At 69.9% G+C, this 25,082-nt stretch carries 21 protein-coding genes; 11 read left to right on the top strand and 10 right to left on the bottom strand.

Going from position 1 to position 25,082, the window contains the following annotated elements; genetic code table 11:
* The first annotated feature begins 93 nt into the window (after nucleotides 1-93).
* The 3 genes from JJ691_RS32685 (at nucleotide 94) to JJ691_RS32675 (ending at nucleotide 2,023) form a co-directional block, all read left to right on the top strand.
* Nucleotides 94-651 carry a TetR family transcriptional regulator gene (locus tag JJ691_RS32685; protein ID WP_211763435.1) on the top strand — a complete coding sequence of 186 codons (558 nt, stop codon included), beginning with the start codon at nucleotides 94-96 and terminating at the stop codon, nucleotides 649-651.
* A gap of 96 nt (nucleotides 652-747) precedes the next feature.
* Complete coding sequence (locus JJ691_RS32680) at nucleotides 748-1,452, top strand: alpha/beta hydrolase (protein WP_211763434.1); 705 nt, start codon at nucleotides 748-750, stop codon at nucleotides 1,450-1,452.
* A 4-nt stretch (nucleotides 1,453-1,456) separates the two neighbouring features.
* Nucleotides 1,457-2,023 carry a TetR/AcrR family transcriptional regulator gene (locus tag JJ691_RS32675; RefSeq protein WP_211763433.1) on the top strand — a complete coding sequence of 189 codons (567 nt, stop codon included), beginning with the start codon at nucleotides 1,457-1,459 and terminating at the stop codon, nucleotides 2,021-2,023.
* Here the strand turns inward: JJ691_RS32675 and JJ691_RS32670 are convergent.
* On the bottom strand, nucleotides 2,001-2,576 hold the full coding sequence (locus tag JJ691_RS32670; RefSeq protein WP_211763432.1) for a GNAT family N-acetyltransferase: 576 nt from the start codon (nucleotides 2,574-2,576) through the stop codon (nucleotides 2,001-2,003). The genes JJ691_RS32675 and JJ691_RS32670 overlap by 23 nt on opposite strands.
* Nucleotides 2,577-2,777: 201 nt before the next feature.
* Between JJ691_RS32670 and JJ691_RS32665 the strand changes: the two genes are divergently transcribed.
* A complete protein-coding gene (locus tag JJ691_RS32665; protein WP_211763431.1) occupies nucleotides 2,778-3,167 on the top strand; it encodes a response regulator in 390 nt (129 codons plus the stop codon).
* Here the strand turns inward: JJ691_RS32665 and JJ691_RS32660 are convergent.
* Entirely contained in the window at nucleotides 3,164-3,868 is a 705-nt protein-coding gene (locus tag JJ691_RS32660) for a response regulator transcription factor (protein WP_211763430.1), read from the bottom strand. The two genes, JJ691_RS32665 and JJ691_RS32660, sit on opposite strands and share 4 nt — an antisense overlap.
* A 79-nt stretch (nucleotides 3,869-3,947) precedes the next feature.
* Here JJ691_RS32660 and JJ691_RS32655 point away from each other — a divergent pair, with 79 nt between their 5' ends.
* From JJ691_RS32655 to JJ691_RS32645, 3 genes are all read left to right on the top strand, one after another.
* The gene (locus JJ691_RS32655; protein ID WP_211763429.1) at nucleotides 3,948-5,822 is read left to right on the top strand and encodes a CHASE3 domain-containing protein; all 1,875 of its coding nucleotides are present in this window, start codon (nucleotides 3,948-3,950) and stop codon (nucleotides 5,820-5,822) included.
* A gap of 197 nt (nucleotides 5,823-6,019) precedes the next feature.
* Nucleotides 6,020-6,736 carry a GAF domain-containing protein gene (locus JJ691_RS32650; RefSeq protein ID WP_331474481.1) on the top strand — a complete coding sequence of 239 codons (717 nt, stop codon included), beginning with the start codon at nucleotides 6,020-6,022 and terminating at the stop codon, nucleotides 6,734-6,736.
* 98 nt (nucleotides 6,737-6,834) lie between these two features.
* Nucleotides 6,835-7,059, top strand: coding sequence for a cold-shock protein (locus tag JJ691_RS32645; RefSeq protein WP_211763427.1), 225 nt, complete (start codon nucleotides 6,835-6,837; stop codon nucleotides 7,057-7,059).
* Nucleotides 7,060-7,375: 316 nt separating this feature from the next.
* Here the strand turns inward: JJ691_RS32645 and JJ691_RS32640 are convergent, their stop codons facing one another.
* Both JJ691_RS32640 and JJ691_RS32635 read right to left on the bottom strand, forming a co-directional pair.
* Entirely contained in the window at nucleotides 7,376-8,140 is a 765-nt protein-coding gene (locus tag JJ691_RS32640) for a glycoside hydrolase family 75 protein (protein ID WP_249227161.1), read from the bottom strand.
* A gap of 219 nt (nucleotides 8,141-8,359) precedes the next feature.
* A complete protein-coding gene (locus JJ691_RS32635) occupies nucleotides 8,360-9,874 on the bottom strand; it encodes an FAD-dependent oxidoreductase (protein ID WP_211763425.1) in 1,515 nt (504 codons plus the stop codon).
* Between the two features lie 134 nt (nucleotides 9,875-10,008).
* Here JJ691_RS32635 and JJ691_RS32630 point away from each other — a divergent pair, with 134 nt between their 5' ends.
* Nucleotides 10,009-13,203 (top strand): BTAD domain-containing putative transcriptional regulator, encoded by a 3,195-nt coding sequence (locus JJ691_RS32630; RefSeq protein WP_211763424.1) that lies wholly within the window; start codon nucleotides 10,009-10,011, stop codon nucleotides 13,201-13,203.
* Between the two features lie 460 nt (nucleotides 13,204-13,663).
* Here JJ691_RS32630 and JJ691_RS32625 read toward each other — a convergent pair whose 3' ends face one another.
* Both JJ691_RS32625 and JJ691_RS53460 read right to left on the bottom strand, forming a co-directional pair.
* Entirely contained in the window at nucleotides 13,664-13,876 is a 213-nt protein-coding gene (locus tag JJ691_RS32625; RefSeq protein WP_211772275.1) for a hypothetical protein, read from the bottom strand.
* Nucleotides 13,834-14,250 (bottom strand): SSI family serine proteinase inhibitor, encoded by a 417-nt coding sequence (locus JJ691_RS53460; protein ID WP_211763423.1) that lies wholly within the window; start codon nucleotides 14,248-14,250, stop codon nucleotides 13,834-13,836. Before JJ691_RS53460 ends, JJ691_RS32625 begins: the two co-directional genes overlap by 43 nt.
* Before the next feature lie 899 nt (nucleotides 14,251-15,149).
* Between JJ691_RS53460 and JJ691_RS32615 the strand changes: the two genes are divergently transcribed.
* The 3 genes from JJ691_RS32615 to JJ691_RS32605 all read left to right on the top strand — a co-directional run bounded on the left by JJ691_RS32615 (nucleotide 15,150) and on the right by JJ691_RS32605 (nucleotide 16,957).
* A complete protein-coding gene (locus JJ691_RS32615) occupies nucleotides 15,150-15,419 on the top strand; it encodes a hypothetical protein (protein WP_211763422.1) in 270 nt (89 codons plus the stop codon).
* Complete coding sequence (locus JJ691_RS32610) at nucleotides 15,416-15,667, top strand: zinc finger protein (RefSeq protein WP_211763421.1); 252 nt, start codon at nucleotides 15,416-15,418, stop codon at nucleotides 15,665-15,667. Before JJ691_RS32615 ends, JJ691_RS32610 begins: the two co-directional genes overlap by 4 nt.
* Nucleotides 15,668-16,225: 558 nt before the next feature.
* Nucleotides 16,226-16,957, top strand: a complete 732-nt coding sequence (locus JJ691_RS32605) for a Crp/Fnr family transcriptional regulator (protein ID WP_211763420.1) — start codon at nucleotides 16,226-16,228, stop codon at nucleotides 16,955-16,957.
* Nucleotides 16,958-17,021: 64 nt separating this feature from the next.
* On the opposite strand, the gene JJ691_RS32600 is transcribed toward JJ691_RS32605, so the two are convergent.
* From JJ691_RS32600 to JJ691_RS32585, 4 genes are all read right to left on the bottom strand, one after another.
* Nucleotides 17,022-17,783, bottom strand: coding sequence for a Crp/Fnr family transcriptional regulator (locus JJ691_RS32600; RefSeq protein ID WP_211763419.1), 762 nt, complete (start codon nucleotides 17,781-17,783; stop codon nucleotides 17,022-17,024).
* 398 nt (nucleotides 17,784-18,181) lie between these two features.
* Nucleotides 18,182-20,518: an ATP-binding protein gene (locus JJ691_RS32595; RefSeq protein ID WP_211763418.1), complete on the bottom strand. Its 2,337-nt coding sequence runs from the start codon at nucleotides 20,516-20,518 to the stop codon at nucleotides 18,182-18,184.
* A 320-nt stretch (nucleotides 20,519-20,838) separates the two neighbouring features.
* Nucleotides 20,839-23,838: a helix-turn-helix transcriptional regulator gene (locus JJ691_RS32590; RefSeq protein WP_211763417.1), complete on the bottom strand. Its 3,000-nt coding sequence runs from the start codon at nucleotides 23,836-23,838 to the stop codon at nucleotides 20,839-20,841.
* Between the two features lie 178 nt (nucleotides 23,839-24,016).
* Nucleotides 24,017-25,069 carry a PLP-dependent cysteine synthase family protein gene (locus tag JJ691_RS32585; protein ID WP_211763416.1) on the bottom strand — a complete coding sequence of 351 codons (1,053 nt, stop codon included), beginning with the start codon at nucleotides 25,067-25,069 and terminating at the stop codon, nucleotides 24,017-24,019.
* Between the last annotated feature and the right edge of the window lie 13 nt (nucleotides 25,070-25,082).

Raw genomic sequence — 25,082 nt, 5'->3', positions numbered from 1 at the left:
CCTCCGATCGTTATGTAGGAAGTTACCTACATTGAGGCTAGGGCGAGTCGGCGCGGTGGGCAAGTAGACGGTTACCTACTTACACTGTGGGGCATGGCACGCAACGCGGACGAGACCCGGCGCAAGATCCTGGACGCGGCGACCGAGGAGTTCGCCCGGCACGGCATCGCCGGCGCCCGCGTCGACCGCATCACCAAGAACGCCGGCGTGAACAACGCACTGCTCTACCGCTACTTCGGCAGCAAGATCGACCTCTTCGACGCCGTCTACAGCCGGCTCGTGCTGGACACGGTCGACGCCGTCCCGATGGACCCGGCCGACCTGCCCGACTATGCCGGCCGGCTCTACGACTACTACGAATCTCACCCGGACGTGGTGCGGCTGGCGGCCTGGCGGCAGTTGGAGCGGCCGGAGCAGGAGCTTCCGGAGGCTGTGCACGAGGGGTATCGCGCGCGGACGGACAAGATCGCGCAGGCGCAGCGCGACGGGCTGATCCCGGACGCGATGTCGGCCGCCGAGCTGCGGGACCTGATGATCCTGCTGTCGCTGAGCAACACCCCGCTGATGCCGGCGATGGGCTCGGCCATCGATCGCAAACGTCGTCGCGCCACCATCGTCGCGGCCGCCGCGGCGGTGCTTCGGTCCGGCTGACCCCGCAGTTCCCGCGTGTTCGTGGGCACACTTGTCGCCGTGTCTCCGGCGATCTACCCTCGAAAGTAGGTAACTTCCTACATACGAGGAGACGTGATGGCCATCCGGGTGCGGCCCAGGCAGGCGGCGACCATCAGCCCGCAGGCGGTGGCCTTCCTCCAGCGGACCCCGTCGTCGTGGATCCCGTCGCCACTGATCTCCGCGATGACCTCCGCCGGCATGGCGGTGCGGTTCCGCAAGCAGTTCCAGGCCCATGAGGACGTCGTCGAGGAGCGGCTGATCGCGGAGCGGGGTCTGACCGTCGAGCGCGGCGAGGTCGCCGGTGTGCCGGTGCAGTGGATCACGCCCCTGGCGCCCGCGTTCGCCGATGCGGTGCTGCTCAACATCCACGGCGGCGGCTTCATCATGGGCACCGCCCGCGAGCGCACCGCGCTGCTGACGGCGTCCGAGCTGAACATCCGTGTCTGCTCCGTCGACTACACCCTGGCGCCCGAGGCCAAGGCCCGCGGCATCCCGATGCCGGCGGCACTCGGCCTGTTCACACCGGCCGCCGACATCAGCGGCGAGGGCGACTCCGACGCCAGCTACCCGCCGACGATCATCACCACCTGCACCCGGGACACCTTGGCCAGCAACGGGATCCGGCTGTACTGGACGCTGCGCGCCGCCGGCGTGCCGGTCGAACTCCGCGTCGGCGAGGGCATGTGGCACGGCTTCAACTGGGAGCCCGACCTGCCCGAGGCCGTCACCGTGCGCCGCGACGTCACCGACTTCCTGGCCCGGCACCTCGTCGGAAGGTGAGCCGGTGGCCCGCAACGCCGACACCACCCGACAGCGCATCCTCTCCGCCGCCACCGCCGAGTTCGCCGCCCACGGCATCGCCGGCGCCCGAGTCAGTCGAATCGCCGCCCGTGCCGGCGTGAACAGCGCCCTGCTCTACCGCTACTTCGGCCGCAAGATCGACCTCTTCGACGCCGTCTTCAGCTCGCAGGTCCTCCGGATCGTCGACGCCGTCCCGCTCGACCCCACCGATCTGCCCGGCTACGTCGGCCGGCTGCACGACTACTACCGTTCCCAGCCCGACCTCGTCCGGCTCACCGCCTGGGGCCTGCTCGAACGCCCCGAGCTGCCAGCCCCTGACGCCCTCCGCGACGTGCAGACGGCCAAGTCCGCCCTCATCGCCCGTGCCCAGCACGACGGCACCGTCCGCGACGACATCCCCGCCGACGAGATCCGCGACCTGCTGTCCCTGCTGTCCCTGAGCGCCACCCCGCTCATGCCTTTCACCGCCTCCGACGTCGACCCCGACACGAAACGGGCAACAAGTGTCACCGCGGCCGCCGCCGTTTTCAGTGGCGGTGCACATCGCTGAGCTCGCGATGCGAGTTGATCGAGGCGGGCGTCCAATCGTTCGCGAGGAGGCCGAGGACGGCTTCGTCCGCGTATGCGCCGTACACCCAGGCGGAGCGCCGCAGCGTTCCCTCGCGGATGAACCCGACCCTGGTTGCCGCCGCGAGCATCGGGGTGTTGTCCGTGAGGGTCTCGATCTGCAGGCGCTGGAGTCCGCGTACGGCGAATCCGTACTCGCACAGCGTGTGCAGGACATCGACGCTGAGCCCGCGGCCACGGAACGTGGGGCGCAGGGCGATCCCGATGTGAGCTGTCCGGTTGTGTGTGTCGATGCCCCAGAGCAGGGCCTCGCCGGCCAGCTCCTGCGACTCCAGCTCGACGACGGAGAAGCACGCTGCCTCGTCCGACGGTCCGGTCGCGGCGAAGGGTGAGTGGCCCGAGCCTGGTGGGATGGGCCGCCACGGACGAGAGTCGGCGCGTGACCGGGTGGCCACATCGTCGTACAGCTCGGAGTGGAGAACTGGGACGTCGTTCTCGTGCCGGGCCCGCAGCCCGGTCTTTTCGCCACGTATCACTGGGCATTGCTATCCAAGGGGCAGCAGCCGATCAACCACGTTTCCCCGCCTGAGCCCGATGGCCAGGTCGCGCCAGGTGGCTACGGCCGTCGACGCGGAAGAAGTCGATCGCGAGCAGGCTGTCGGCTTGAGCTCGCGGGAACGTGCGCCCTTCGGGCTAGCGGGAATGTGCGATGGAGGCGGCCTTGCCATCCTCGGGTCATGGCCTTGCGCTGTCTTCTCGTCGACGACAGTGCTCGCTTCCTCCAGGCCGCTAGGGCGCTGCTCGAACGCGAGGGACTGGTCGTCGACATCGCCTTGACCGGCGCCGACGCGCTACGGCGCGCCGGGGCGTTCCGGCCGGACGTGGTGCTTGTCGACATCGATCTCGGCGACGAGAGCGGCTTCGAACTCGCGCGGCGGTTGGACGAGCATCGGTTCGACGACCGGCACACCACGGGCGGGCCCGGGATCATCATGGTGTCGACCCACCAGCGGGAGGACTTCGAGGAGCTCATCGCGGACAGCCCGGCACTCGGATTTCTGGCCAAGTCCGCCCTCAGCGCCAGCGCCGTCCATGAGCTGCTCCTCGGCCCGAGCGGCCAGGTCTAGCGGGCTTCGAGGAAGGTGATGACCGCGAGCACGCGGCGGTGATCGGCGTCGCTGGCGGGGATCTGCAGCTTGGTGAGGATGTGTTGCACGTGCTTCTCGACGGTTCCCTCGGTGACCCACAGCTGACGAGCGATGCCGGCGTTGGACCGTCCCTCCGCCACCAGTGCGAGCACTTCACGCTCCCGGGCGCTCAGCGCGGCCAGTGGGTCGTCCTTGCGACTGGCGCGGAACAGATCCTGCACCAGCACGGGGTCGACGACGACACCGCCCTTGGCGATCCGCTCCACGGTGTCGATGAACTCGTTCACGTCGACGACGCGGCTCTTGAGCAGGTAGCCGACCCCCCGCCCGCTGGCCAACAGCTCCAGCGTGTGCTCCACTTCGATGTGGGCGGACAGCAGCAGCACACCCGTCCGGGGGTGCCGCTCGCGGATCGTTCGAGCCGCCGTGAGCCCTTCGGTGCGCTGCGTCGGTGGCATCCGGATGTCCGAGATGACCAGGTCGGGAACGTGGTCCTGGACCAGGGCGAGGAGTTGGGCGCTGTCACCGGCCTGGCCCACCACGTCGAATCCGGAGCGTTCGAGCAGGCTGGTTATGCCCTCGCGCAGCAGGACGTCGTCGTCCGCCACGACCACCCGTCCCTTGTTGGTCGCGGTGCGGTCTCGCGCCGGTCCTGGACCGGACTCCTTCGATGCTTCCATTTGTCCGTTATGGGGACCCTAGTCCCTTACGCGTCGCGAGGCGACGGACTGTACTGGAGGCCATGTACAGGAGGCTACCGTGGGCGGCTTGATCCTCCGCGTGCTCGGCGCGTGCGCCCTGCTCACGATCACGGAGGGCGTCCTGCTCGTCGTCCTGCTCAGCGCGGTCGTCGTTGAGCGCGAGTCGGCGCAACTCGCGAGGCATTCTCAGGAATTGCTCACGAGCTCGAGCCGACTCGAGAGGCTGCTCGTCGACGTCGAGACGGGCGGCCGCGGCTTCCTGCTGACCGGCGACGAAAGCTTTCTCGAGCCCTGGAACACCGCGCGCGCCGCGATCCCGGCGGAGAGCGCGAACCTGCAGCGGCTGTCCGACACCCTCGAACAGAAGGGCCAGTCCCGGCGGATCACACAAGGCATCGAGTCCTACATCGCGCGGTATTCGGTGCCCATGGTGGATGCCGCGCGCCGGAACGATCCCTTGGTCCGCAGTGTCGCGGCGATCGAGGAGGGGAGACGGCGTGTGGACCCGATCCGGATCGATTTCGAGCGCCTCGACCTGACCGAGCGCGGCGTGGCCGTCGTTCGTGACGAGCAGGCCGAGGCCACGGCTCGCCAGGCGGTGGTCGCGGTCGCGGCCGGCGTCGCCGGATCGCTAGTGCTGATCCTGCTTTTCGCCGGCTACATGACACGTGCCGTCATCCGCCCCGTGCGCAGAGCCGCGGCCATGGCCGACCGGCTCGCCGGCGGCGAACTCACCACTCGCATCCCCGAGACCGGAGCAGCCGAGATCCGAACACTGGAGCGCTCGTTCAACAAGATGGGACGCTCGCTCGAGCAGAACCGCGACGAGCTCACCCGGTTCGCCGATGAGCAGGCGGCGCTGCGGCGGGTGGCCACCCTCGTCGCGCACGCGGAGCCGCCGCCCGCTGTCTTCACCGCCGTGACCGAGGAGGCGGGCCGGGTCCTCGGTGCTGACGGCACGCGGCTGCTGCGTTACGAGGCCGACGGCACGGCGACCGTGGTCGCGAGCTGGGGAGCGGCCGGCTCCGAGGTGCTGGTCGGAGCCCGCGTGACGCTCGACGCCGGTGGTGTCGCGTCCCAGGTGTTGCGCACCGACGAGCCCGCGCGAATCGAGGGCGTTGCCGTGGCGCTCGGCGGAGACGTCAGGTCGGCGGTCGGGGTCCCGATCCTCGTCGAAGGAGCCCTGTGGGGAGTGATGAAGGCGCTGTCGACGCGGGACGAGCCGCTGCCCGAAGACACCGAGAACCGCTTCGCCAATTTCACCGACCTGATCGCCACCGCGATCGCCAACACCCAAGCGCGTGCCGACCTGGCCGCCTCTCGGGCGCGCGTGGTGGCCGCCGCCGACCAGACTCGTCGGCGGATCGAACGCGATCTGCATGACGGCATCCAGCAGCGACTCGTCTCCCTCGCGCTGGACGTGCGGACGATCGAGGCCGGGACGCCGGCCGAGTTACCCGGGCTCCTGGCGGAGCTGTCCGAGGTCGCCGCCGGGTTGGCGGCGGCGGTGGACGAACTGCGCGAGATCTCGCGTGGGATCCACCCCGCGATCCTGTCGGAGGGGGGTCTGGGTCCCGCGCTCAGGGCGCTGGCTCGTCGCTCAGCCATCCCGGTCGAACTCGACGTGCGGGTGGAGAGCCGACTCGCACCGCCCGTCGAGGTCGCGGCGTACTACACGGTGGCGGAAGCGCTGGCCAACGCCGCGAAACACGCGCGGGCGTCGGTGGTTCGGGTCGAGGCGGCTGTGCGGGAGGGCCGGCTGTTCGTTTCGGTCCGTGACGACGGCGTTGGCAGTGCTGATCCGGCACGCGGCTCCGGTCTGATCGGGCTCACCGACCGGATCGAGGCCCTGGAAGGTCGGATGACCGTCGCCAGCCCACCGGGCCTGGGCACCTCGCTGCAGGTGGAGCTGCCGGTCAGCGTGGACGAATGACCGCGGGCGGTTCCGGCTAGCTGGTATGCCGGTCTGCCGGTGAGCACCCAGTGCAAGAAGCCCGTTCGCTGCGACGACACAGGCCCGTTCGCGCGCGACGCTTCCTGTTGCCAGGGACGAAGTGCCGAACATCGGGGACGTGCGATGCGAGCGGTTGCGGAGCTGGAGCACCGAGATGGACGGCCGAGGTGAGCGGCATGGCCGGCGGTCGAGGGCAGGCGGCGATCGCCGCGATGATCAGCAGTCTGGCCAGTGCCAACAACGTGCCGGTGGGGATCGAGCATGTCTGCCGCGCCTGCTCGGCCGCGCTCGGCGTCGCCGGCGTCAGCCTGTGCACGATCGGCGACCTCGGGCTGGGCGAGCCGATCTACGCGACCGATGTCGTCAGCGAGCGCGCGATCGAACTTGAGATCACCGTCGGCACCGGTCCGGGCATGCAGGCGCTGCAGGACGGCGACGTGGTGATGTCGACCGATCTGGCCAGCAGCGCCAGCCTGCATCAGTGGCCCGCGCTGGTCCCGATGTTGAGCTCTCTCGGCGTGCGCGCGGTGTTCGCGTTCCCGCTGGCCGCTCGCGAGGTGCCGGTCGGCGTTCTTGAGTTGTACCGCGCCTACCCGGGCGCGTTGCCGACGGCGGCGCTGACCGATGGGCAACTTTTCGCGGACTACGCCCTGGCATTGCTGCTGGACAGCGAACTTGGGCAGCGTGGGCGCGGTGTGGAGGACGTGCTCGCCGGCTCGTTGCCGGAACAGTGGGCACGGGTGAAACTGGCGGTCAGTGTCGTCTCGGCTCAGCTGGGCATCGGCGTGACGCATGCGTACCAGTGCATGCGCGCACACGCGTTCACTGTGGACTGTCAGTTGCGGCAGGTCGCCGACGCCGTGCTGGATGGCTGCATCGAGTTCACGCCGTGACCCTGCGATCGGCGTGCGCGCCTGCGGCTCGACGTGCCCGCTGCGTAGCGTTGAGACCCGGTCCGTTGACGCGGACGCCGCCTAACGAGGAGATCGGCATGGCGCGGGGTGTGGTGACGTGGTTCAGCCAGGACCTCGGTTTCGGCTTTATCGCCCCTGACCGGGGTGGTCCTGATATTTGCGTTGATGACGTCGACATCGAGGAGCTGCTGCCGGCCAGGAAGGACGGGCGTCCGACATTGGCGCCTGGACAGTGGGTGGAGTACGAGCGGGCATCCGGCACGACAAGCGCCGGTTTGGCGGTTCGTGTCCGGCCCGTCTGATTCGTGGCGCTGTGACCGCATTCCTGTGGCGTAGCCGATAGTGGCATACACGTTGCGGGAACTACGACTCGTGCTCGCGGTGTCGGACTGTCGAGTGACACTCAGGTTAGTCCGGCGGGTCGTTCGCCCGCGCCGAGGTGGGCAACGCGGCGCTGGAGCACCTTGGCCACCCAAGCTGCGGACGGCCGCATGATGATCGCTGCGCCCCAGGCATCAGGGTCATTCGCCAAACTGGGCGCCAGTGAACGCGATCACCACCATATTCACCATCGGCGGTATGGTGGTGATCGCGTTCAGTGTGGATTGATCGCAGGGACTACTTGAGACCCATGCTCGCGCCGAGGCTGTCCAGTGCCTTCTGGACCAGGGCCTGGGCATTGGCGTTCAGGTTGGCGTTGCTGCCGTTCACAACCCAGGACGGGCCAGAGAAGATCACCACGGTCACGCCGTTGTCGACACCACCGTCGGTGCCGCTGCTGTTGATGCCGAGCAGCGCGGCCGACTTCACCGACGCCTCGCCCAGTTCGCGGGAGTCGTTGTCCGAGGTGGTCTGGTCGTTCCCGGTCTGCGTGTCGCCGAAGATCGCGCCGATGACCTTGCTCTTGTAGAACATCAGCGCGAACTGCCGGCCCTTGATGTTGTGTTCCTTGTAGAAGAAGTGCGGGCAGGGGGACTTGCGGTCCCAGCAGTCGTCGCCCAGCACGTAGAACGGCACGTGGTGCGCGGCCAACTGCTTGCCGTTGCTGTCCTGGAAAGTCGTCTGGTCCTGGTGGTCGGGATCGGAATCGGGGTCGCTGCCGTCGTCGTCGACGGCCAGGCTGGAACCGTAGGCGTAGACGCCCGTCGCCACCTGGTACACGTTCACGTTCTTGGCGCGCGTCATGGTGTTGATGTGGGGCTTGGAGTTGACCTGGTTCGCGGACGTGCTGTTCTTCTTGACGCCAGCCAGCACCTGGGCGGCCGTGTAGGCCGGGGAAGCTGCGGCCGAGGTGACAGCCGTGGCGTCGGTGTTCATCGTCGCGGCGGCGGCGGACCTGACGGCGAGCGGCGTGGCTAGCGCTAGAGCCGCAGCGGCTACCACTGCGACGCGCGTACGGGGAGATGACATGAGTGCAGGGCCTCCGTCGATCGTTAGGAAAGTTTCCTAACGCATTGAAGCACCGGTGACCAACCCCTGTCACTGATCAACTTCGCGGAGAATTAACGTAGGTGTCCCGGACTCCGAGCGTGCTGGACAGTTCCGGCTGGTAACAGGGCAGGCCGGTATTGCCGATGATCGCCAGCGCTTCGGCGGCCGCGATCAGATCGACGGGTCGCCGAACCAGCGGGTCGCGGCCGTTTCGAATGCCCGGCGGTCCGGATCGGGGTCACCGGCCCAGGCGATCACGCCGTCCGGGCGGACGAGTGCCGCGCCCAGGCCGAGAGTGTCCTGCGCCGGTCCGGCCACGTGCTGGACGCGGGTTTCCCAGCCCTGGGCCGATTCGCGCAGGGTTCCGGTGAAGTCGAGCAGCACGCCACGCCCGGCCGCGAGCAGGTCGCCGAGGTGGGTCCCGTCCGCGAGGTGGAAGTCCGGGGCGCTGCGGCCGACCAGCGGCTGCGTGCTGCCGAGGTCGTAGCGGATCGCCAGGCCGGACAGCTTCTCGTAGACGTAGGTCGTGCCGTCCCGGGTCGACAACAGGTCGCGAATCAACCCCTGCATCGCCTGGCCGTGCGGATCCGGCCGCATGGCCGACACCTGGGCGCGCGTCCACTCGACCACCCAGGCGCCGATCGGGTGCCGTTCCTCCTGGTAGGTGTCGAGCAGCCCGGCCGGCGCGGATCCCCGCACGGTCGCCGCGAGCTTCCACCCCAGGTTCACCGCGTCGCCGATGCCGGTGTTGAGTCCCTGCCCGCCGAGCGGCGAGTGGATGTGTGCCGCGTCGCCCGCGAGGAGCACCCGGCCCTGCCGGTAGGTCGTCGTCTGCCGGGCCCGGTCGGTGAAGGTGGAAGCAAGGCTCACGTCGGCCACCGTCACGTCGGTGCCGGAAACCCGGCGCAGCACCGTCTGGAGGTGCTCGCGGTTCGGTTCCTGCGAACGGTCGAACGCGCCGCCGTCGAAGTCCATCATGCCGATGTGTCCCGCCGTGGGCATCCCGATGTACATGCCGGTCGGCGTCAGGTTGAACCCGGGGTTCAGCTTCGCCGGATCGGCGAGGGTGGACAGCATGACGTAGCCGGTGAGCTGCGGCTCGGTGCCGGCGAACTCGAAGCCCGCGAGCCTGCGCACGGCGCTGCGCCCGCCGTCGCAGCCGACCAGCCAACGTGCCTCGTACTCCTGCTCGCCGGCGCGCACGACCACGCTCTCCTCGCCCTGCTCGACGGCTGAAACCTCGGCGCCGTACCGGATCTCGACACCAAGCTTGACCGCCCGCTCGGCCAGCATCCCTTCGAGCACGGCGAGGCTGGTCGGCACGCCTTGCATCGCCGGGGCCGGCAGCCGGAACGGCAGTGCGGCAACGTTCACCTTCTCCGGATCGAGCACGATGCCGGCGAAGTGGCCGACGTTGTGCGGGTACACCGCGTCGTCCGCGTCGGGGTCGATCATGAAGCCGTACTGCGCTTTCGCGGCGGCCCGCAGCGGCTCCAGCAGCCCGCGGCGGTAGAACGCCTCGACCGACGCGGCGGACAGGCCACGCATGCCGAGCGCCGCCGCCCGCCACGGGGTGTCGGTGTCCGGCTCGCGCTCCAGCACCAGGACCGAGCAGCCGGCGAGACCCAGCTCCCCGGCAAGCAGCAGCCCGACCGGTCCGGCGCCCGCGATCACCACGTCGTACATGAGAGATCCCCTTCGAAACCTGTTCTCCTCGGACAGCTGAAGGGTGCCGCGGACCGCTCACACCAGGCGCACACAGCGCTCACACCGGACGCCCTGGTTTGGATACGCGCTGGTCGGCACGGAAAGATCGGGTCATGGACAGGCTGCGGGTCACGCTGCTCGGCGCGTTCCAGGCGTCTCGTGGCACCGCCGTCCTGGCCGTCCCGGGTGCGCGGTTGCGGAGTCTGCTCGTACGGCTGGCGCTCGCCGGTGGCCGTGCGGTCGAGCAGAGTGTCCTGGTCGACGCGATCTGGGCTGAGGACCCGCCCGCCGACCCCGCGCACGCCCTGCAGGCCCTCGTCTCCCGATTGCGGCGGGCCCTCGGCTCGGCCGGCGACGTCACGCAGGTCGCCGGGGGTTACCGGCTGGACGTGGCCGCGAACGACGTGGACGCGCTGCGGTTCGAGCAGCTCGCCGCCGACGGCCGGGACCGGCTGCACGCCGACGATCCGAACGCCGCGGCGACCGTGCTCGGCGAGGCCGTGACGATGTGGGGCGACCGTCCCGGCGCCGAGCCCACGCTCGTCGCCGCAGTGGCCCCGGCCGTCGCGGCCCGGCTGGCGCACCTTTCGATCGAAGCCGTCGCTGATCTGGCCGCTGTCGAGCTTTCCCTTGGCCGTGCCGACGCGGCTGCCGACCGGCTGACTGCCCTGCTCGCCGAGTATCCCGTCCACGAACGGGCGACCGCACTGCTCATGGACGCGTTCGATGCCCAGGGCCGCCAAGCCGAGGCACTGGCCCGGTACGAGCGGGTCCGTGAAGCACTGGCCGACGACCTCGGCGCCGACCCGGGTGCCGTGCTGCAAGAGCGGCACCTGCGCCTGCTGCGGGCCGAGCGGCCGGCGACCGGCCTGGCGCCGCGCACGCTGCCCGCGCCGCTGACCAGCTTCATCGGCCGCGACGACGACCTGGCCCGGATCGACACCCTGCTCACCGGCGGCCGCCTGGTCACGGTCCTCGGCCCCGGCGGTGCGGGCAAGACCCGGCTGGCCGTCGAGGCCGCCCGCCGCAACCGCGACGGCGCCTGGATGATCGACCTCGCCTCGGTCACCGAACCGGCCAAAGTCACCGCGGCCGTGCTGGCCGGGATCGGGCTGCGCGGCGGCGCGATGTTCGAAGCCCGCAGGCGAGTCGAGGGCACCGAGCTGGACATCCTCGCCGACCAGCTCGGCAGCCGGGAAAGCCTGCTGCTGGTGGACAACTGCGAGCATCTGATCGACGCCGTCGCCCACCTGGTCGCCGCCCTCCTGTCCCGATGTCCCGGACTCCGGGTTCTCGCCACCAGTCGCGAACCCCTCGCAGTCGACGGCGAAGCACTGGTGCCACTGGGCCCACTCGCACTGCCCGGGCGGGACGACGGCGTCGAGCAAGCACAGCGGACCGCGGCGGTGCGCCTGTTCGCCGAACGAGCCGCCGCCGTACGACCCGGGTTCGCCGTCGACGAGACCACGCTGCCCGACATCATCCGAGTGGTGCTCGGCTTGGACGGCATGCCGCTCGCGCTGGAACTGGCCGCCGCCCGGCTGCGCACGTTGTCACTACCCGACCTGGCCAACGGGCTCTCCGACCGATTTCGCTTGCTCACCACCGGCAGTCGCACCGCACGGCCCCGGCATCGCACCCTGCACGCGGTCATCGCGTGGAGCTGGGACCTGCTGAACGACGTCGAACGCACGGTCGCCGAACGCGTCTCGATCCTGCCCGGCGGCGTCACGCTCGCCTCGGCCATCGCGGTCTGCGCCGGCACCACGGTGCCCGCCGCGGACGTCCCGGAACTGCTCGCGGGTCTGGTCGACCGGTCGTTGCTGCAGCTCGCACCCGACCCCGGCCGTTACCGGATGCTGGAAACGCTGCGCGAATACGGCATCGAGCGACTGTCCGAAAAGGACGCTCTCGATGCCGTTCGCGACCTGGCCGTGGGGTACTTCACCGAGCTGCTGACCCGATCCGACGCCGAACTGCGCGGGCCCGGTCAGCTGTCGGCCACACGCGTCATCAGCGCCGAGTACGACAACGTGCTGGCCGCCCTGCGCCGGCGGTGCGACACCGGCGACGCGGACGGCGCGGTCACCCTCGCGTTGCGGTTGACCTGGTACTGGCAGATGTTCGGCCGCCAGGCCGACGCCGCCTACTGGCTGGGCGAAGCACTGGCGGTACCCGGCGGTGAGCGATCTCCCGACCGTGACTGCGCACGTGCGATCCACCTGTTCAACCTGGTCGACAGCCGCGCTAGCGCACCCGCCGGGCAGGGGGCCGATGACCGGGCACGAGCACACGAGCTGGCCGCGCAGCTGCTCGGGCACCCGGAGCTGCCGGGCCCCTACGCCGCACTTTCCGCGCTGCCGCTCGCGTTCCTGCGGCAGGAAACGGCCGCGCGCACGATCATCGAGCGCCTGATCGACGGCGACGGCTGGTTGTCCGGGCTGGCCCGGATGTTCCGTGCCGAGCTGGCCGAGAACGCGGGCGACCTGGACGCGGTGCGCACCGACGTGGCCGCGGCCCTGACCTGTTTCCGCGAGTCCGGTGACCACTGGGGCCAGGCCGCCGCGCTGCCGATGCGGGCCCAGTTGCGGCAGTACGACGGCGACCTCGACGGTGCGGTGGCCGATCTGCGCGAGGCCCAGTCGCTGGCCGCCGAGTTCGGCTCGCTCAACGCCGGCGACCGGGTGTTCAGCCAGCTGCGCTGGATCGACCTGCACCTGCTGCGTGGCGAAACCGACCAGGCGATCGCGATGATCGAGTCGGCTCGGGAACGGGAGCTGCCCGCGTCAGGCGAGATGCAGCTCCTGTTCGACGCGCGGGAAGCCGGTTTCCGGCTCCGGCTCGGCGATCTGGGCCGGGCGCGCGAACTGCTCGACGCCACCGAACGGACTCTGCGGGGCTACACCGCGTTCCCCAGCGACCATGTGGCGACGCTGGTCGGCGCCGCACGTTGCCAGCTCTGCCTGGAACTGGGCGATCCGGCCGGCGCGGAGAAGGCACTGGCGAGCGCGTACGCGGCCGGCGTCCGGGCCTGGGACATGCCGATCCTGTCGCTGGTCGCGGTGGGGGCGGCCGGGGTCGCCGACGCGTACGGGCAGCACCACGAGTCGGCCGTCCTGCTCGGCGCGGCTTCCCGGCTGCGCGGCGCACACGACCGCACCAACGGGCAGGTCCGCGAACTCGTCCGCCGAGGCGAGGCCGCGCTCGGCACGGAAGCGTTTGCCGCGGCGTACGGAGAAGGCTGGCGCCTCGACGGGGACACCGCCGCGACCGCCGTCGACCCGGCTCGGCTCCGCCGGCATCCCTAGTCCGCATTTCAGAAGCGCGTCAGCCCCCCGCCCACCCAAGATCAAGGGACCTTCCCTGACGTTCAACGTCATGAAGGACCCCTTCACCACGATCAACGTGAGGAAGGGGCCCTTCATGATGCCGCAGGTCCCGGTCGACGACTCCGTCAACACGGCGATGCCGCTGGTGATGGAGGAGTGCGCCCGCCGGAGCGGGTGGCATCCAGACGGCAGCTGGGCCGGGTGGCGCCCGTGCTGCTTGGCCAGTCCTGGCCAGTGGCGTCATGTCCCCCTGGCGTCGGGGGTGTCGCCTCTGGTTGAGTGATGCTCAGATCCGGGCACGCACCCCCCGACGTGCACCGGGTTCGCGGGGGTACCGGTCCGACGACAGCGGGTCGGGGGACCGGTACCCACCCGGGGGCGAACGCCCAGGGCTGGGCGGGGGTGTGGCTGGTTGATTGGTTCTGGCCCGGCCGACCGCTCAGTTCTGGGCGGCGGACAGGACGCGGCGGGCCAGTGCCAGGCCCAGCCCTTCGCGGTGGCGGCCGCCCAGCGGCGCGGCCCGGTCCCGGCGGCCTTGCCAGCGCAGGACTTCGCACGCGGTCAGACGGCCGCGCCCGATGAGCGACCACGGCGTGGCGGTGTTCGGAGCTAGAACTCGAAGACCGGACCGGTGTGCAAGCGGAGCTTGCACGGGTTGTCGTACGTCTTCTCGAATGTGATCGGAGTCCCCTCCCATATCCCCGTGGCGCTGACGGTAACCGGGTCGTAGTGACGACTCCCCGTGGCGCACACCCCGTTGGGATCCCCGGGGAGATGATCGAAATCACTGGACGCGACGCTGAGATCGTGACACGCGGCATCTCCGTACGGATGATCACCGCCCACCGGGTCGCACAAGAGCACGCGTTCCAGTCGCTTCACCGTGTCCCCAGCACCCGCGACCTTCGTCAGCTGTAATTCGCTCCCCACCTGTGGTTCATCAGCACGGAGAGCGACACCCCCTTGTTGGTCCACGGTTACCGCGCTCAAGAGCACGAGCGACGCGACCCAGAGCTGGCGTAACATCGTTGCTACTCCCAAAATTCACCATCGGTACTACCTGCCGGCAAGAAGCCACGAGAGAGTTGTGCTTCCTCAGGCGGGGCGCCGGGGTCCGGCACTTCCCAGCATGCGCGAGCCAACGGGACACCCGTGACGGTCATAGGCCCTGAGTCCACAGAGTCCATGTGCCCGCCCCCGCGGTTCCGCTCCGGATCGGGTGGGCACCGGGGCAGAGATGGCGAGTTGGTGACACTGTCGTCAATTTGCGAGGCTTCCGCGTTTTTGATCTGGCGTCGGGTGCGGGGGTGCGGCATCATCGGGGTCGCCGCCGGCAGCGCGAGGCGTCACGGTTACCCACGTCAGTGATTGTCGGGCGGTGCGAGCGCGGACGTCCGACAGAAATGGCGGAGGTCGTGGCTGGCTGGTGGTCTCCCCTCCGTACGCAGCTGGTGGCAGAGAGGCCAGCAGTGGCTGGTGTTGTGCTCGTGAGGGGCGGCCGGTTCGCTGTTGTTCCGCGGCTCCATCCCCGAGGGACCGGCTGCCCCGGTTTTCCGGCTTGGCCTGGCGGGAGCACCACAAGGCCGGCGGGCGGCCCAGGCACTTGTCCATTCTGGTGTCCAGAACCGCGTCATGCGTGGTGTCGGGTTCGGGCCGGGTCCCCGCAACGGCCGGTCACACCACCACGGGCGGGCCCGTCACGGAACGGCGAACACTGTCCGATGAGACACCATTGCGTCCCCTGGCGGATGGCCACGAGGTTTGAAAGGACGAGTCGGACACGCAAACTCGAATGCGCACGACGAAAGCCGCATGTCACGAGGAGTGATCCGACAGTGATGGAAAAATGGCTCCGTCAACCCTCCCAGCGACGCACCATCGACCAGCTGACTCGCGGCCCGCGCGAAATACGAACACGGGCCTGCATGCGGCGGACCACGGCCGATCCCACGCCGGCTGGGGCCCGATCCCGATTACTGGAGCTGAACCACCAGGGAGTTCAGGTCTTCGCCGCACACGGCGGTCCCAGCGGCACGGACGACGGACGCGTTCGCCACATCGCGCTCGTCCCCCCGCCGGACGTCGTCGCGGACCGGGTCGTCGCGTACTGCGCGGCCGTGCTTTCCGTGGAGGGAATGCGAATTCCCGGTCCCGGCCCACTGTGCTCCTCCTGTCTGCAGCAGGTGCGGCTGTGAACCTGTGCGGACAACTGCTGCAGCCGCATTTCACCTGGCAGCCCGCCGCCCTGCGGAGGCACTGCTATCTCGCGGAACACCCGGCGGGGCCGGGCACCGAGCTGCCGGCGTTGTGCGGCGTGGTCATCGTCAGCCATCGGGCCCATCAGGACGAGTGGTACTGGCCGACGTGTTCGCACTGCTACGACGAGGCTCGGCGGATCCAGCTCCGCTGGGCGGGTGACGACCAGGCCTGGTCGCTGGAGTAACCGAGACGAAGCTCGGGATTCGTCTGAAGCACCTCGTACACCTCCTCGACGGCCACCCCCAACTGGCCGGTCAGCTCGCCGAGCCTGGACCGGGGCTCAGCTGCTGCGCCATCGTGCTCGGCCCGGCGGGGAATCCGGGCCGGGACACAGGCGAACGCGGAGGTCGACGCGGGCATCAGCGATCCTTGCGGGAGTGTGGAAAACGCGAGCGCCCGGCGAGTGTGGAAACTGCCGGGCGACGCCCAGGTTCGCCGGTCCGCGCGGCGAGATCAAGTCGCCGGACCGCTGCGGGTGAGCAGATCGTCCTCGGGACGACAGTGTCTGTTCCGACCGGGCGACTTCGCTGTGATCATGGGAATCCGGCACTCGTGCGCCAATTGTTGTTGCGCCGACAAAGTTCGCGCGCCGCGTTCGGTGTACCGAGCTGCCGCAGGGAAACACCGCGCGCGGACCTGGGGCCGGATCTTCTGGAGGACATCGGTGGACGAAGTGGTGGGGGACCGGCCGGCGAGGATGGCACCGGAGGTGCCCGGCGACCGGCGCGTTTCACCGAGAACTGTGCCGCTCACGTTTGCCAACGCGCGATTCGCCGTGCGCGCGCTCGGCGGCCGGCGACGTGAGGAGCGGGCCGTCCTGTCGACGCTCGCGGAACAGTTGTGCGCCCGGCAACTCCGCGTCGGCGAGGACCTGTGTTCGCCCGGACAGCGGCCGCCAGGTGTGTGGATCATCCAGGACGGCATCGCGGAGGTCGCCGTCGGCGTCGGCGCCGACCGGTGCGTGGTGCAGACGTTGTGCCGCGGGGAGGCGTTCGGCGTCGTGCCGCTGGTGTCGGGCCGCTGGACTCCGTGCCATGTGCAGGCCGCCACCCATGTCTCCGCGCTGTTGTGGCCGGTGCGCGAGTTTCTCGCTCAGCTGGAGCGGGATCCCGTGCTGGCGCGATTGTTGCTGGACGGTCTGGCCGACCGCGTTGTGGACAGCCGGGTTCGGCTGTCGGCCGTGCTGGCCAGCAGCTTGGAGGTGCGGGTGGCGCGCATGCTGTTGTTGGAGGAACGCGACGGCGTGGTGCCGGTCTCGCAGGCGACGTTGGCGTCGATGATCGGCGCGTCCCGGCCGGCGCTCAACCGTGTGCTCCGGGACTTCCAGCGCGACCACGCGATCGAGCTTCAGTACCGCCGGATCCAGCTGCTGGACCTGGACCGTCTCGACGACTTGGCCCAGTCCACGACGGAGCCCACACGGCACGAGCTGTCGCAGGGGCCACGGGTGCGCCAGCTGCACAGGTGCCGCTGACGCCGCGCCCGGCCGGCCGGCTCAGCCGGCCGGGCTCCTTCCTCGTGTGGGCGCGGAATGGCAGCTACCTCGGTTCCGCATGGCGAGGACTGCCGAGCGCGCTGATCGGTTCGTCCCCATAGGGCTGGGCGAGTCGGACCAGTGCGGCGCGGTCGAGGATTCGGATCGTCCGGTAGGACAGCTTGATGACGCCGACCGTCTGGAGTCCGCGCAGGATTCGGTTGAGCGCCTGCCGGGAGGCGCCGATCATCGACGCGACGACGTCCTGCGGCAACGCGACGACACCGTCCCGGGCCTCGATCAGCAGCATGCGCGCCGCACGGATCTCGAGACTGCTGACCGCCACCGAGGCGAGCCGGACCCAGCCGTTGGTCACGCGTCTGCTCAGCGTGGGCAGCAGCATCCGGGCCAGCGCGGGGCGCCGGTGCAGCGCGCCGAAGAACAGGCCGGCCGGCCATTCCAGGGCCGACACGGTGTCCACCGCCTGCGCCTGGCACGGCAGAACCTGTCCGCTGAGCAGCTGTACGATGCCGACGACCTCGCCGGCGCCGGCGGTCTGCACGACCCGGCGGCGCGCGCCCCGCCCGACGGCCACCTCGACCAGGCCGTGCTGGATGATCCAGACCGCCGACGGGAGTCGGTCCGCCTGCCACAGCTTCTCGCCGGGCCGTATCGACCGCGGCGACAACTGGGCGGCCAGCGTCGACAGCACGCCGAAGTCGACGTCGCTGGAGTTGTCGGGGGTCTCACCGCCGGACAGGCAACAAGCCGCGAATCTGGCCTTCTCCAGTCCGGCGCGGCGATGCTCGGGCCTGGCGTCGTCCATCTGTCGCTCCCTCCAGCTACTGCCGACGGGGACGGGACACCGGTCGACGAGCGCTACGACGCGATATGCAGGATGCAACTTGCCAGAAGGTACTGCGGGACAGTAGACAACGGCGGCGGACGCCACCCGATCGAGCTAGTCAGGTCTCCCCTGAACGGCGCAGCGGAGCTGATCCCTTCGTACCTGCGTGGGACGCCGCGTGCACGAGCATTTGCCACGACGGGCGGAAGGTCAACTCACGAGCCGTGCCGTCGGGGCGGGCGAGCGGCGCGGGGGTGCGTTCGTCGAACGGTGGCTCGGCGAGAACATCGCGCGCCCGGCGGGAGCAGCCTGCCCCTGGTTACCTGATTGCTTTGTCATACAACGAGATTTGATCCGCCGCTCGGGACCTGGCTGAGCTACTGATCGTCCGATGGCGGTGGGTGTTCGGTGATCCACGCGGCGAGTTGGGCGCGGTCGGTGAGGCCGAGTTTGATCAGGATGCGGTGCAGGTGCCCCTCGGCGGCGTAGGGGGCGATGAGCAGCGTGGCCGCGATGTCTTCGGTGGACAGTCCCCGGCTGCCGAGTTCGGCGACCTGCCGCTCCCGGCGCGTCAGGAGTGCCGCTCGGTGCTTGGGGGTCAGGGCGGGTGGAACCGTGCTTGCCGTTGCGGCGGGTTCGGCGAGGGCGTAGCTGACGGCATGGTCGATGCCGAACCGGGCGCCCTGCCGGAAGGCCACACCGAACTGCTTGTCCCCGAGCGCGACGCGCGCGTCCTGCTCGCACCGGTCATGCCAGGAGGTGAGGTACCTCGGGCCGGACGAAGGCGTCCCGGTCGACCGCCAGACCCCGTGGGTGGCGCCGAGCAGCCGGGCGGCACGGGTGTGCAGGCCGTCCGCTCCCGCGACCCAGGCCAGTGTCTCCAGACAGTGTGCGAGCGCCCACTCGTCGCCGAACTTCTGTGCGGCCTCGATGGTTTCCCGGATCAGCCGGCCGGCCCGGTGTCGGTCGCCGGAAAGCCACTCGCCGAGGCTGAGCCCCCACAGTGGATAGATCCGGGACGCGGACGCGCCACGGCTGTCGCACAGGGCCAACCGCTGGCGGCTGAAGCCGACCGAGAGATCCGGTTGTCCGAGGACCGCGGTGGCCAGGGCCAGGTAGCCCAGGGCGAGCCAGGCGCCGGCCGGGTGACCGAGCGCGTGGTGGTGGGCGAGTGCGTCCTCCAGGAGCGCGACCCCACGGTGCAGGTCGCGCTGGAAGAACGCCGCCGTGCCAAGACACAGCGTGGTGTAGGCGAGAGCGGACTCGTCGCCGAGTTGACGCGCCAGCACGTCGGCCTGCTTCAGCAGGGACAGCGCGGCGGTCATGTCGGCGTGTTGGAGGGTGAGCCAGCCGCTGACCCACAACGCCTTGGCCCGTTGCGGACTGGGCTGCCGGTCCAACTCCAGTGCCCGGCGCAGCCAACCGCGCCCCTCCTCCAGGCAACAGGATCGGACCCAGTAATGCAGCAGGGCAGTGGTGATCTCCAGCCCGGCCCGGGCCTGGCCGGGTTCGGTCAGGCAGAACTCCAACGCGGCCCGCAGGTTGGGGTGCTGATGCCGGAGCCAGGCGAACCACGCCACCTCGTCGGGACCCAGCCACGCCCGTTCCGCTCGGATGGCCAGGCGGTGGTAGTGGTCGCGGTGTCGGGCGCGCAGGACTGTCTGCTGGCTGGATGCGACCAACTGTTCCCTGCCGTGCTGCCGAATGGCCTCCAGCATCCGGTACCGCGCCGGGGCGCCGTAGTCGGGCCGGGTCAGGATGGACTTGTCGACCAGGGCGGCCACCAGTTCGAAGACGTCTTCCCGCACGATGGGAGCGCCGCTGCAGACCGCCTCGGCCGCCTCCAGATCGAACCCGTCGGCGAACACCGAGGCCCGAGCCCACAACTGCTGCTCCAGCGGCGAGCACAGCGCGTAGCTCCAGTCGATCGCGGCGCGCAGCGTCTGCTGGCGGGGCACCGCGACCCGGCTGCCCTCGGCCAGGAATTCCAGGTAGTCGTCCAGCCCGGTCAGGATCTGGCCGACCGGCAGCGCCCGGACCCGCAGCGCCGCCAACTCGATGGCCAGCGGGATCCCGTCCAGCCGGTGGCAGATCCGCGCGATGGTGTCCCGGTTGGTGGCATTGACGACGAAGCCGTCCCGGGCCGTCGCCGCCCGCTCGGCGAACAGCCGCACCGCCTCGTGACAGGCGATGGTGCGGGTGGTCAGCGGCTGCCCGGGATCGAGCTCGGGCACCGGCATCGGCGGCACCTCCAGCAGGTGCTCCCCAGTCACCCCCAGGGCTTGCCGGCTGGTGGTCAGGATCCGCAGGCCCCGCGCCGAGGCCAGCAGTCTGCTGGTCAGTGCCGCGCAGGAGTCCAGCAGATGCTCGCAGTTGTCCAGCACCAGCAGCAGTTGTTTGTCGGCCAGGTAGTCGGACAGCATGGCCGTGGCGCAGCAGTGGCGCTCCTGCGGGCCTCGCACGCCCAGAACGGTGGCGAGCGATTCGGCCAGCAGTGTGTCGTCGCTGACGGCGGCCAACTCGACCAGCCACACCCCGTCCGGGAAGGCATCGCGGAGTTGGCCGGCCACCCGAACCGCCAACCGGGTCTTACCGACCCCGGCCATCCCGGTCAGCGTCAGCAGCCGTGCGCGCCGCAACACCCGCTTGGCCGTGACGCTCTCGCGACGGCGGCCCACGAAGCTGGTCACCTCGCCCGGCAAGTTGCCCGCCACCCGACCCGATCCGACGCCCGCCATCACTGGCCCCGGCGTTGTCGTTGCAGTTCACAGAACTGGTGACCTCCGCGGGAAGATTGCCCCCATGCTGACGCGACCAGATGCCAGCCATCACAGGTTCTCGTCGATCTCATCCAGGCCGCGAGCCCCCCGTGTCCAGCGACGCCGATCGAGGCCACGACGCGTTCGCGGTGACCGTCCCGGGTGCACTGAGCTGGCCTCCGGACCGAACACAGCCCAGGGCAGCCGACAAATCCGACACCGAGAATGCGGCAGCGGCCCGGCATGATGGAAGGGCCGGAACTGACGCAGGCTCGTCACTGGCCACCAGACGCCGTCGGAAGCGCGAGCCTCTCCGCTGAGGTGCTCTCGGTGTGTTCGGCGGTGAGGAGCGCGGTGGCGATGCCGGCCCGGGTGGTGACGCCGACCTTGGCGCGAATGCTGGCGATGTGGTGTTCGACGGTGCGCGGACTGAGGTAGAGCTTGGTGGCGATCTGCCGGCTGGTGAGCCCCTGCATGACCCAGCGGGCTATCTCGGTTTCGCGGCGGGTGAGGGCGGCCGCGCCGAGAGCGTTGTGGGGATTGCGTTGCCCGCTAACACCTTTGGGGACCCGACGGCCGAGTTTGCGCATTTCGCGGGCGGCCCGGTGGCGCAGGCCGGTGGCGTGGCACTGGGCGAACAGGGCGTAGGCCTGTTCCAGTTCGCGCAGTGCTTCCGAACGGAGACCGGTGCGAGCCGTGGCGGTGCCGGCCAGCAGCCATGCGCAGCCCTCGTCGAAGGGATCACCGACCTGTCGGAAGGCGGCGGCGGCCGCGTGAGCGGTGTCGGCCGCGCCAACGGTGTCACCCGTGGCGTACTGGACTCGAGCACGGGCGAGTCGCGCGAAGGCGGTGCTGCCGGCCAGGCCGAGGTGGGCGGCAGTGGTTTCGGCGCGCGTGGCCCACTGTTCGGCTTCACGGCTGTCGCCGAGGGCCAGGGCGGCGGTGGTGAGGACGTCGAACCAGCCGGGGCGGGCTGGCTTGGGGATCATCGGGAGTTCCGCGCCACCACCGGCATCGACCAGGATCGAGACGCAGCCCTGGGGGTCGCCCGCCATCAGGCGGGCATGTGCGAAGAACGCCGACGCCAGCACCGACAGCCAGTCGTCGGCTGGTCCGGCCAGCTGGCACGCTTCTTCGCCCAAGCGCACGGCCTGGTCGGTGTCGCCGGTGAAAGTCGCGATGCGGCAACGCATCGCCAGCGTGGCGGCGCGCAGAGCGGGGCTGTGCACCAGTTTCCCCGATTCACGCGCTTCGGCGACGCTGTCGGCGGCCTCTCGTGACTGCCCCTGCCACCGCAGTGTGCTGCCGAGGCCGACGAGAAGATAGGTCACGAGGTGGTGTTGACCGGTGGCGCGGCACAGGGAAAGGCCGCGTTCGAGATGGCGCCGTGCCGCGTCGTAGCGTTCCAGGCACTGTTCAGCCCAGCCCAGCCAGACCACAGTGTCCAGTTGTCGGGCCAGTTCGCCGTCGGTGAGCCCGTCGACAAGCTCGGCCGCCCGGTCGCAGTGGCGCTGTGCGGCTGGAATGTCGGCCACGGCGTAGTCGGCCAGGGCCAGGACACTCGCCGCGGCAGTCGACATGAGACGGTCTCCGGTGCCGCCGACGGCACGACGGGCGGCGCTGGCCCAGGTGTGGGCCTGGGTGAAATCGCCGCACAGCAGGCTCGCGGTGGCGAGTTTCAGCTTCAGCGCGGTGACCCTGTCGTCCAGTTCGGCCCCGCCGTCGTAGTGGTGCTCGGGCAACTGGCGCAGTTCGGCGAGGAGCAAGCCGCCGGCTTCGGCGTGGCGGCCCAGGAGGTGTTCGATGGTGGCGCAGAACCCCACGGCGCGCACCCGCTGATCCACTGCGTCACGAGGCAGCAGCCGCACCACCTCGTGCAGGGCGACGCGAGCCTGCTCCAATTGGCCGCTCATGCCGAGAAAGGTCGCCATGTCGGCAAGCAACTCCAACCGCCGCTCATCGTCCTCGCCCTTGTCCGGCAACAAGTCCAGCGCGAGAGACAACCAGTGCGCGGCTTTCGCGGGTGCCCGCGCGGCGGTCATTCGCGCGGCGTCGACCAGCACGGCGATCGCTCGCTCGTCCCCGGTCCGAGCACACCGTTCCACGTGGTGCACCCGCAGGAACACCGAGGCCCCCCGCTCCTCCAACGCCGCCCAGGCCCGTGCGTGCGCCTGAATCAGCCAGCCACCGCCGCCGCTGGCGTACGCGGCCGCGCGCATCATCGGCAACCAGTAACCGAACCGGCCCCTCCCCTTCGGCCGGATGAGATCACGGGCCACCAACTCGTCCACTGCCCGGTCGGTGTCCTGTCGGTTCATCCCGGCGATCGCCGCGACCACATCGGGCTCGAACAGGTCTCCGGCCACCGCCGCCGCCTGCGCGACCACACGAACACCTGCCGTCAGGTCGGCCATCTCGGCCTGCACGCTCGCCCGGACGACAGCGGGGACATCCCGCACCGACACCACCGCGTCCCCCGACCGGGCGCCATCCGGCGGTGGGGTGGCCAGCAGTTCGGGCTGGAGCTGGTCCTCGGGAACCTGTGCCAGCGCCGCCAGGTAGAACGGGCAACCCCCACTGGCCTCGTGCAGGACCTGGCACCGTCGTGTGCTGACACCGGGACCGAGGAACTCGGCCACCGCCTCGGCATCCAGCGGACCGAGCTCGATGCGGTCCGTCCTGCCCTGTCGCGCCGCCTGCGCCAGCACCGCGGTCAACCGGCCGGGCGCCAGACTGGGACGGTACGCCACCGCGAGCACCAAGGGTCTTTCCGGCGGATGACAAACCAGATACCCCAGCAAGTCCAGCGAGGCTTCGTCCCCCCAGTGCAGATCGTCCAGCATCAGCACCAGCCCACGCCCGGGCGCCAGCTGCTCCAACAACGCGCGGACCCCGAGGCGCAGTCGCCACGGCTCAACCAGGTCGAGCGACGCGAAGTGATCACCCAGCACGTCCGCGAAGACACCGAACGGGCTGCCTCGATCCGATTCGGACGCATGGCCGGTCAGCACCGTCCACCCGTCACGGGCCGCTGCCGCACCGAACTCGCCCAACAACCGTGACTTGCCGATACCCGATTCGCCCACCACCGCCGCCACCTGAGTGGCATTCCCACGCGCGGCCGCCGCGCGGATCCTCTTCAGGCAACCCAGTTCTCGCTGCCTGCCAACCAGCGGACCAACGTCGCCGGCCACTCCTTCATTGACCTGAATGCCACCTCCTGAAGCCTCCTCATCGCGACAACTCCGCGTTCTGGTCACACAGGTCGTGGTCATGGCGGCGAGTTTTCGCCACCAGCACGACACATGGGAGGGGTTCTCCGTATTCCCGCGGGCGACGGGTCGGGATACAGGCCGCGAGCAGGGGAGACGACCACCATGAGGCACGGTCGCCCACCAGCGGCGTGGCCGGCCGTCAGGTGTTCGACGAGTGCTGACGGACCATTCCCGCCGATCACAGATCAGGGCTCGCGGGATAGTGGCGCCACGGCTTGAGTTGGTTGCCGGGGAATGGGGTGTAGTCCGCAAGCCGGTCACGAAGCTGGGCCGTGGTGGCGGCGAGAGTGAGGTCGTGATCTCGAATCCATGTGTCGTTGTAGATGGTGTCGAGGTAGCGATCGCCGCCGTCCGGCGCCACGGCTACGACGTTGTGGTGCGGACCCAGTCGTTGGGCGACCACCAGTGCGACGAAGACAGCGGCGCCGGACGAACCGCCGAGCAGCAGGCCTTCATTGCTCGCGAGCAGCCGGCAGGTGCTGAATGCCTCGGTGTCGCCGCACCAGTATGCCTCGTCGACGGTGGTGGGGTCGAAGTTGCCTGGGGTGAAAGCGGAACCGAGGCCGACCAGCAGATGCTGACCCATGGGGCCGCCGATCGCGGCCGAGCCCCGGCCGTCCACCGCCACCATCCGGCAGTCGGGGCTGGTCTGCCTGATCCATCGGCCTATTCCGGTGAGCTGGCCGCAGCTGCTGGTGGCGCACACGATGGCGTCGACGTCACCGTCGAGGTCGGCGACGATTTCCGAGGCGGTCTCGCGGTGCGCGGCCGGGTTGTCCGGGTTGTCCCACTGGTTGGGCACGTAGGCGCCCGCGACGGTTCGGCCGACCGCTTCGGCCGCCTGGATCCGCGGGATCTGGTACTTGCCGTGCTCGTCGGACTTCTCGACGAGGATCGGTGTGGCGCCATAGGCGGCGATGGTCCGCACGCTCGGCACGGGCGTGCGGGGGTCGACCATGATCTTGACCCGGATGCCGAGCGCGGAGCCGATCATCGCCAGCGCGATGCCCAGGTTTCCGGACGTGGCTTCGACGATGGTGCCGTCCTCGGTGAGCGCTCCCGAGCCCAACGCCGCACGGATCATGCCCAGGGCCGGCCGCGCCTTGACGCTCCCCCCTGGGGTGAGGCATTCGAGTTTGACCCACACCGCCGCGTCGGTCGGCTCGGTGAGCCGGTTGAGGCGCACCATCGGCGTGTTGCCGATGGCGTCGAGGATGGTGTCACAACGCATGAGCGTCCTTCCT

This window comes from Kutzneria sp. CA-103260 (genome assembly GCF_018263855.1).
Lineage (GTDB): Bacteria > Actinomycetota > Actinomycetes > Mycobacteriales > Pseudonocardiaceae > Kutzneria.
This window is presented reverse-complemented; position numbering and strand designations above follow the sequence as displayed.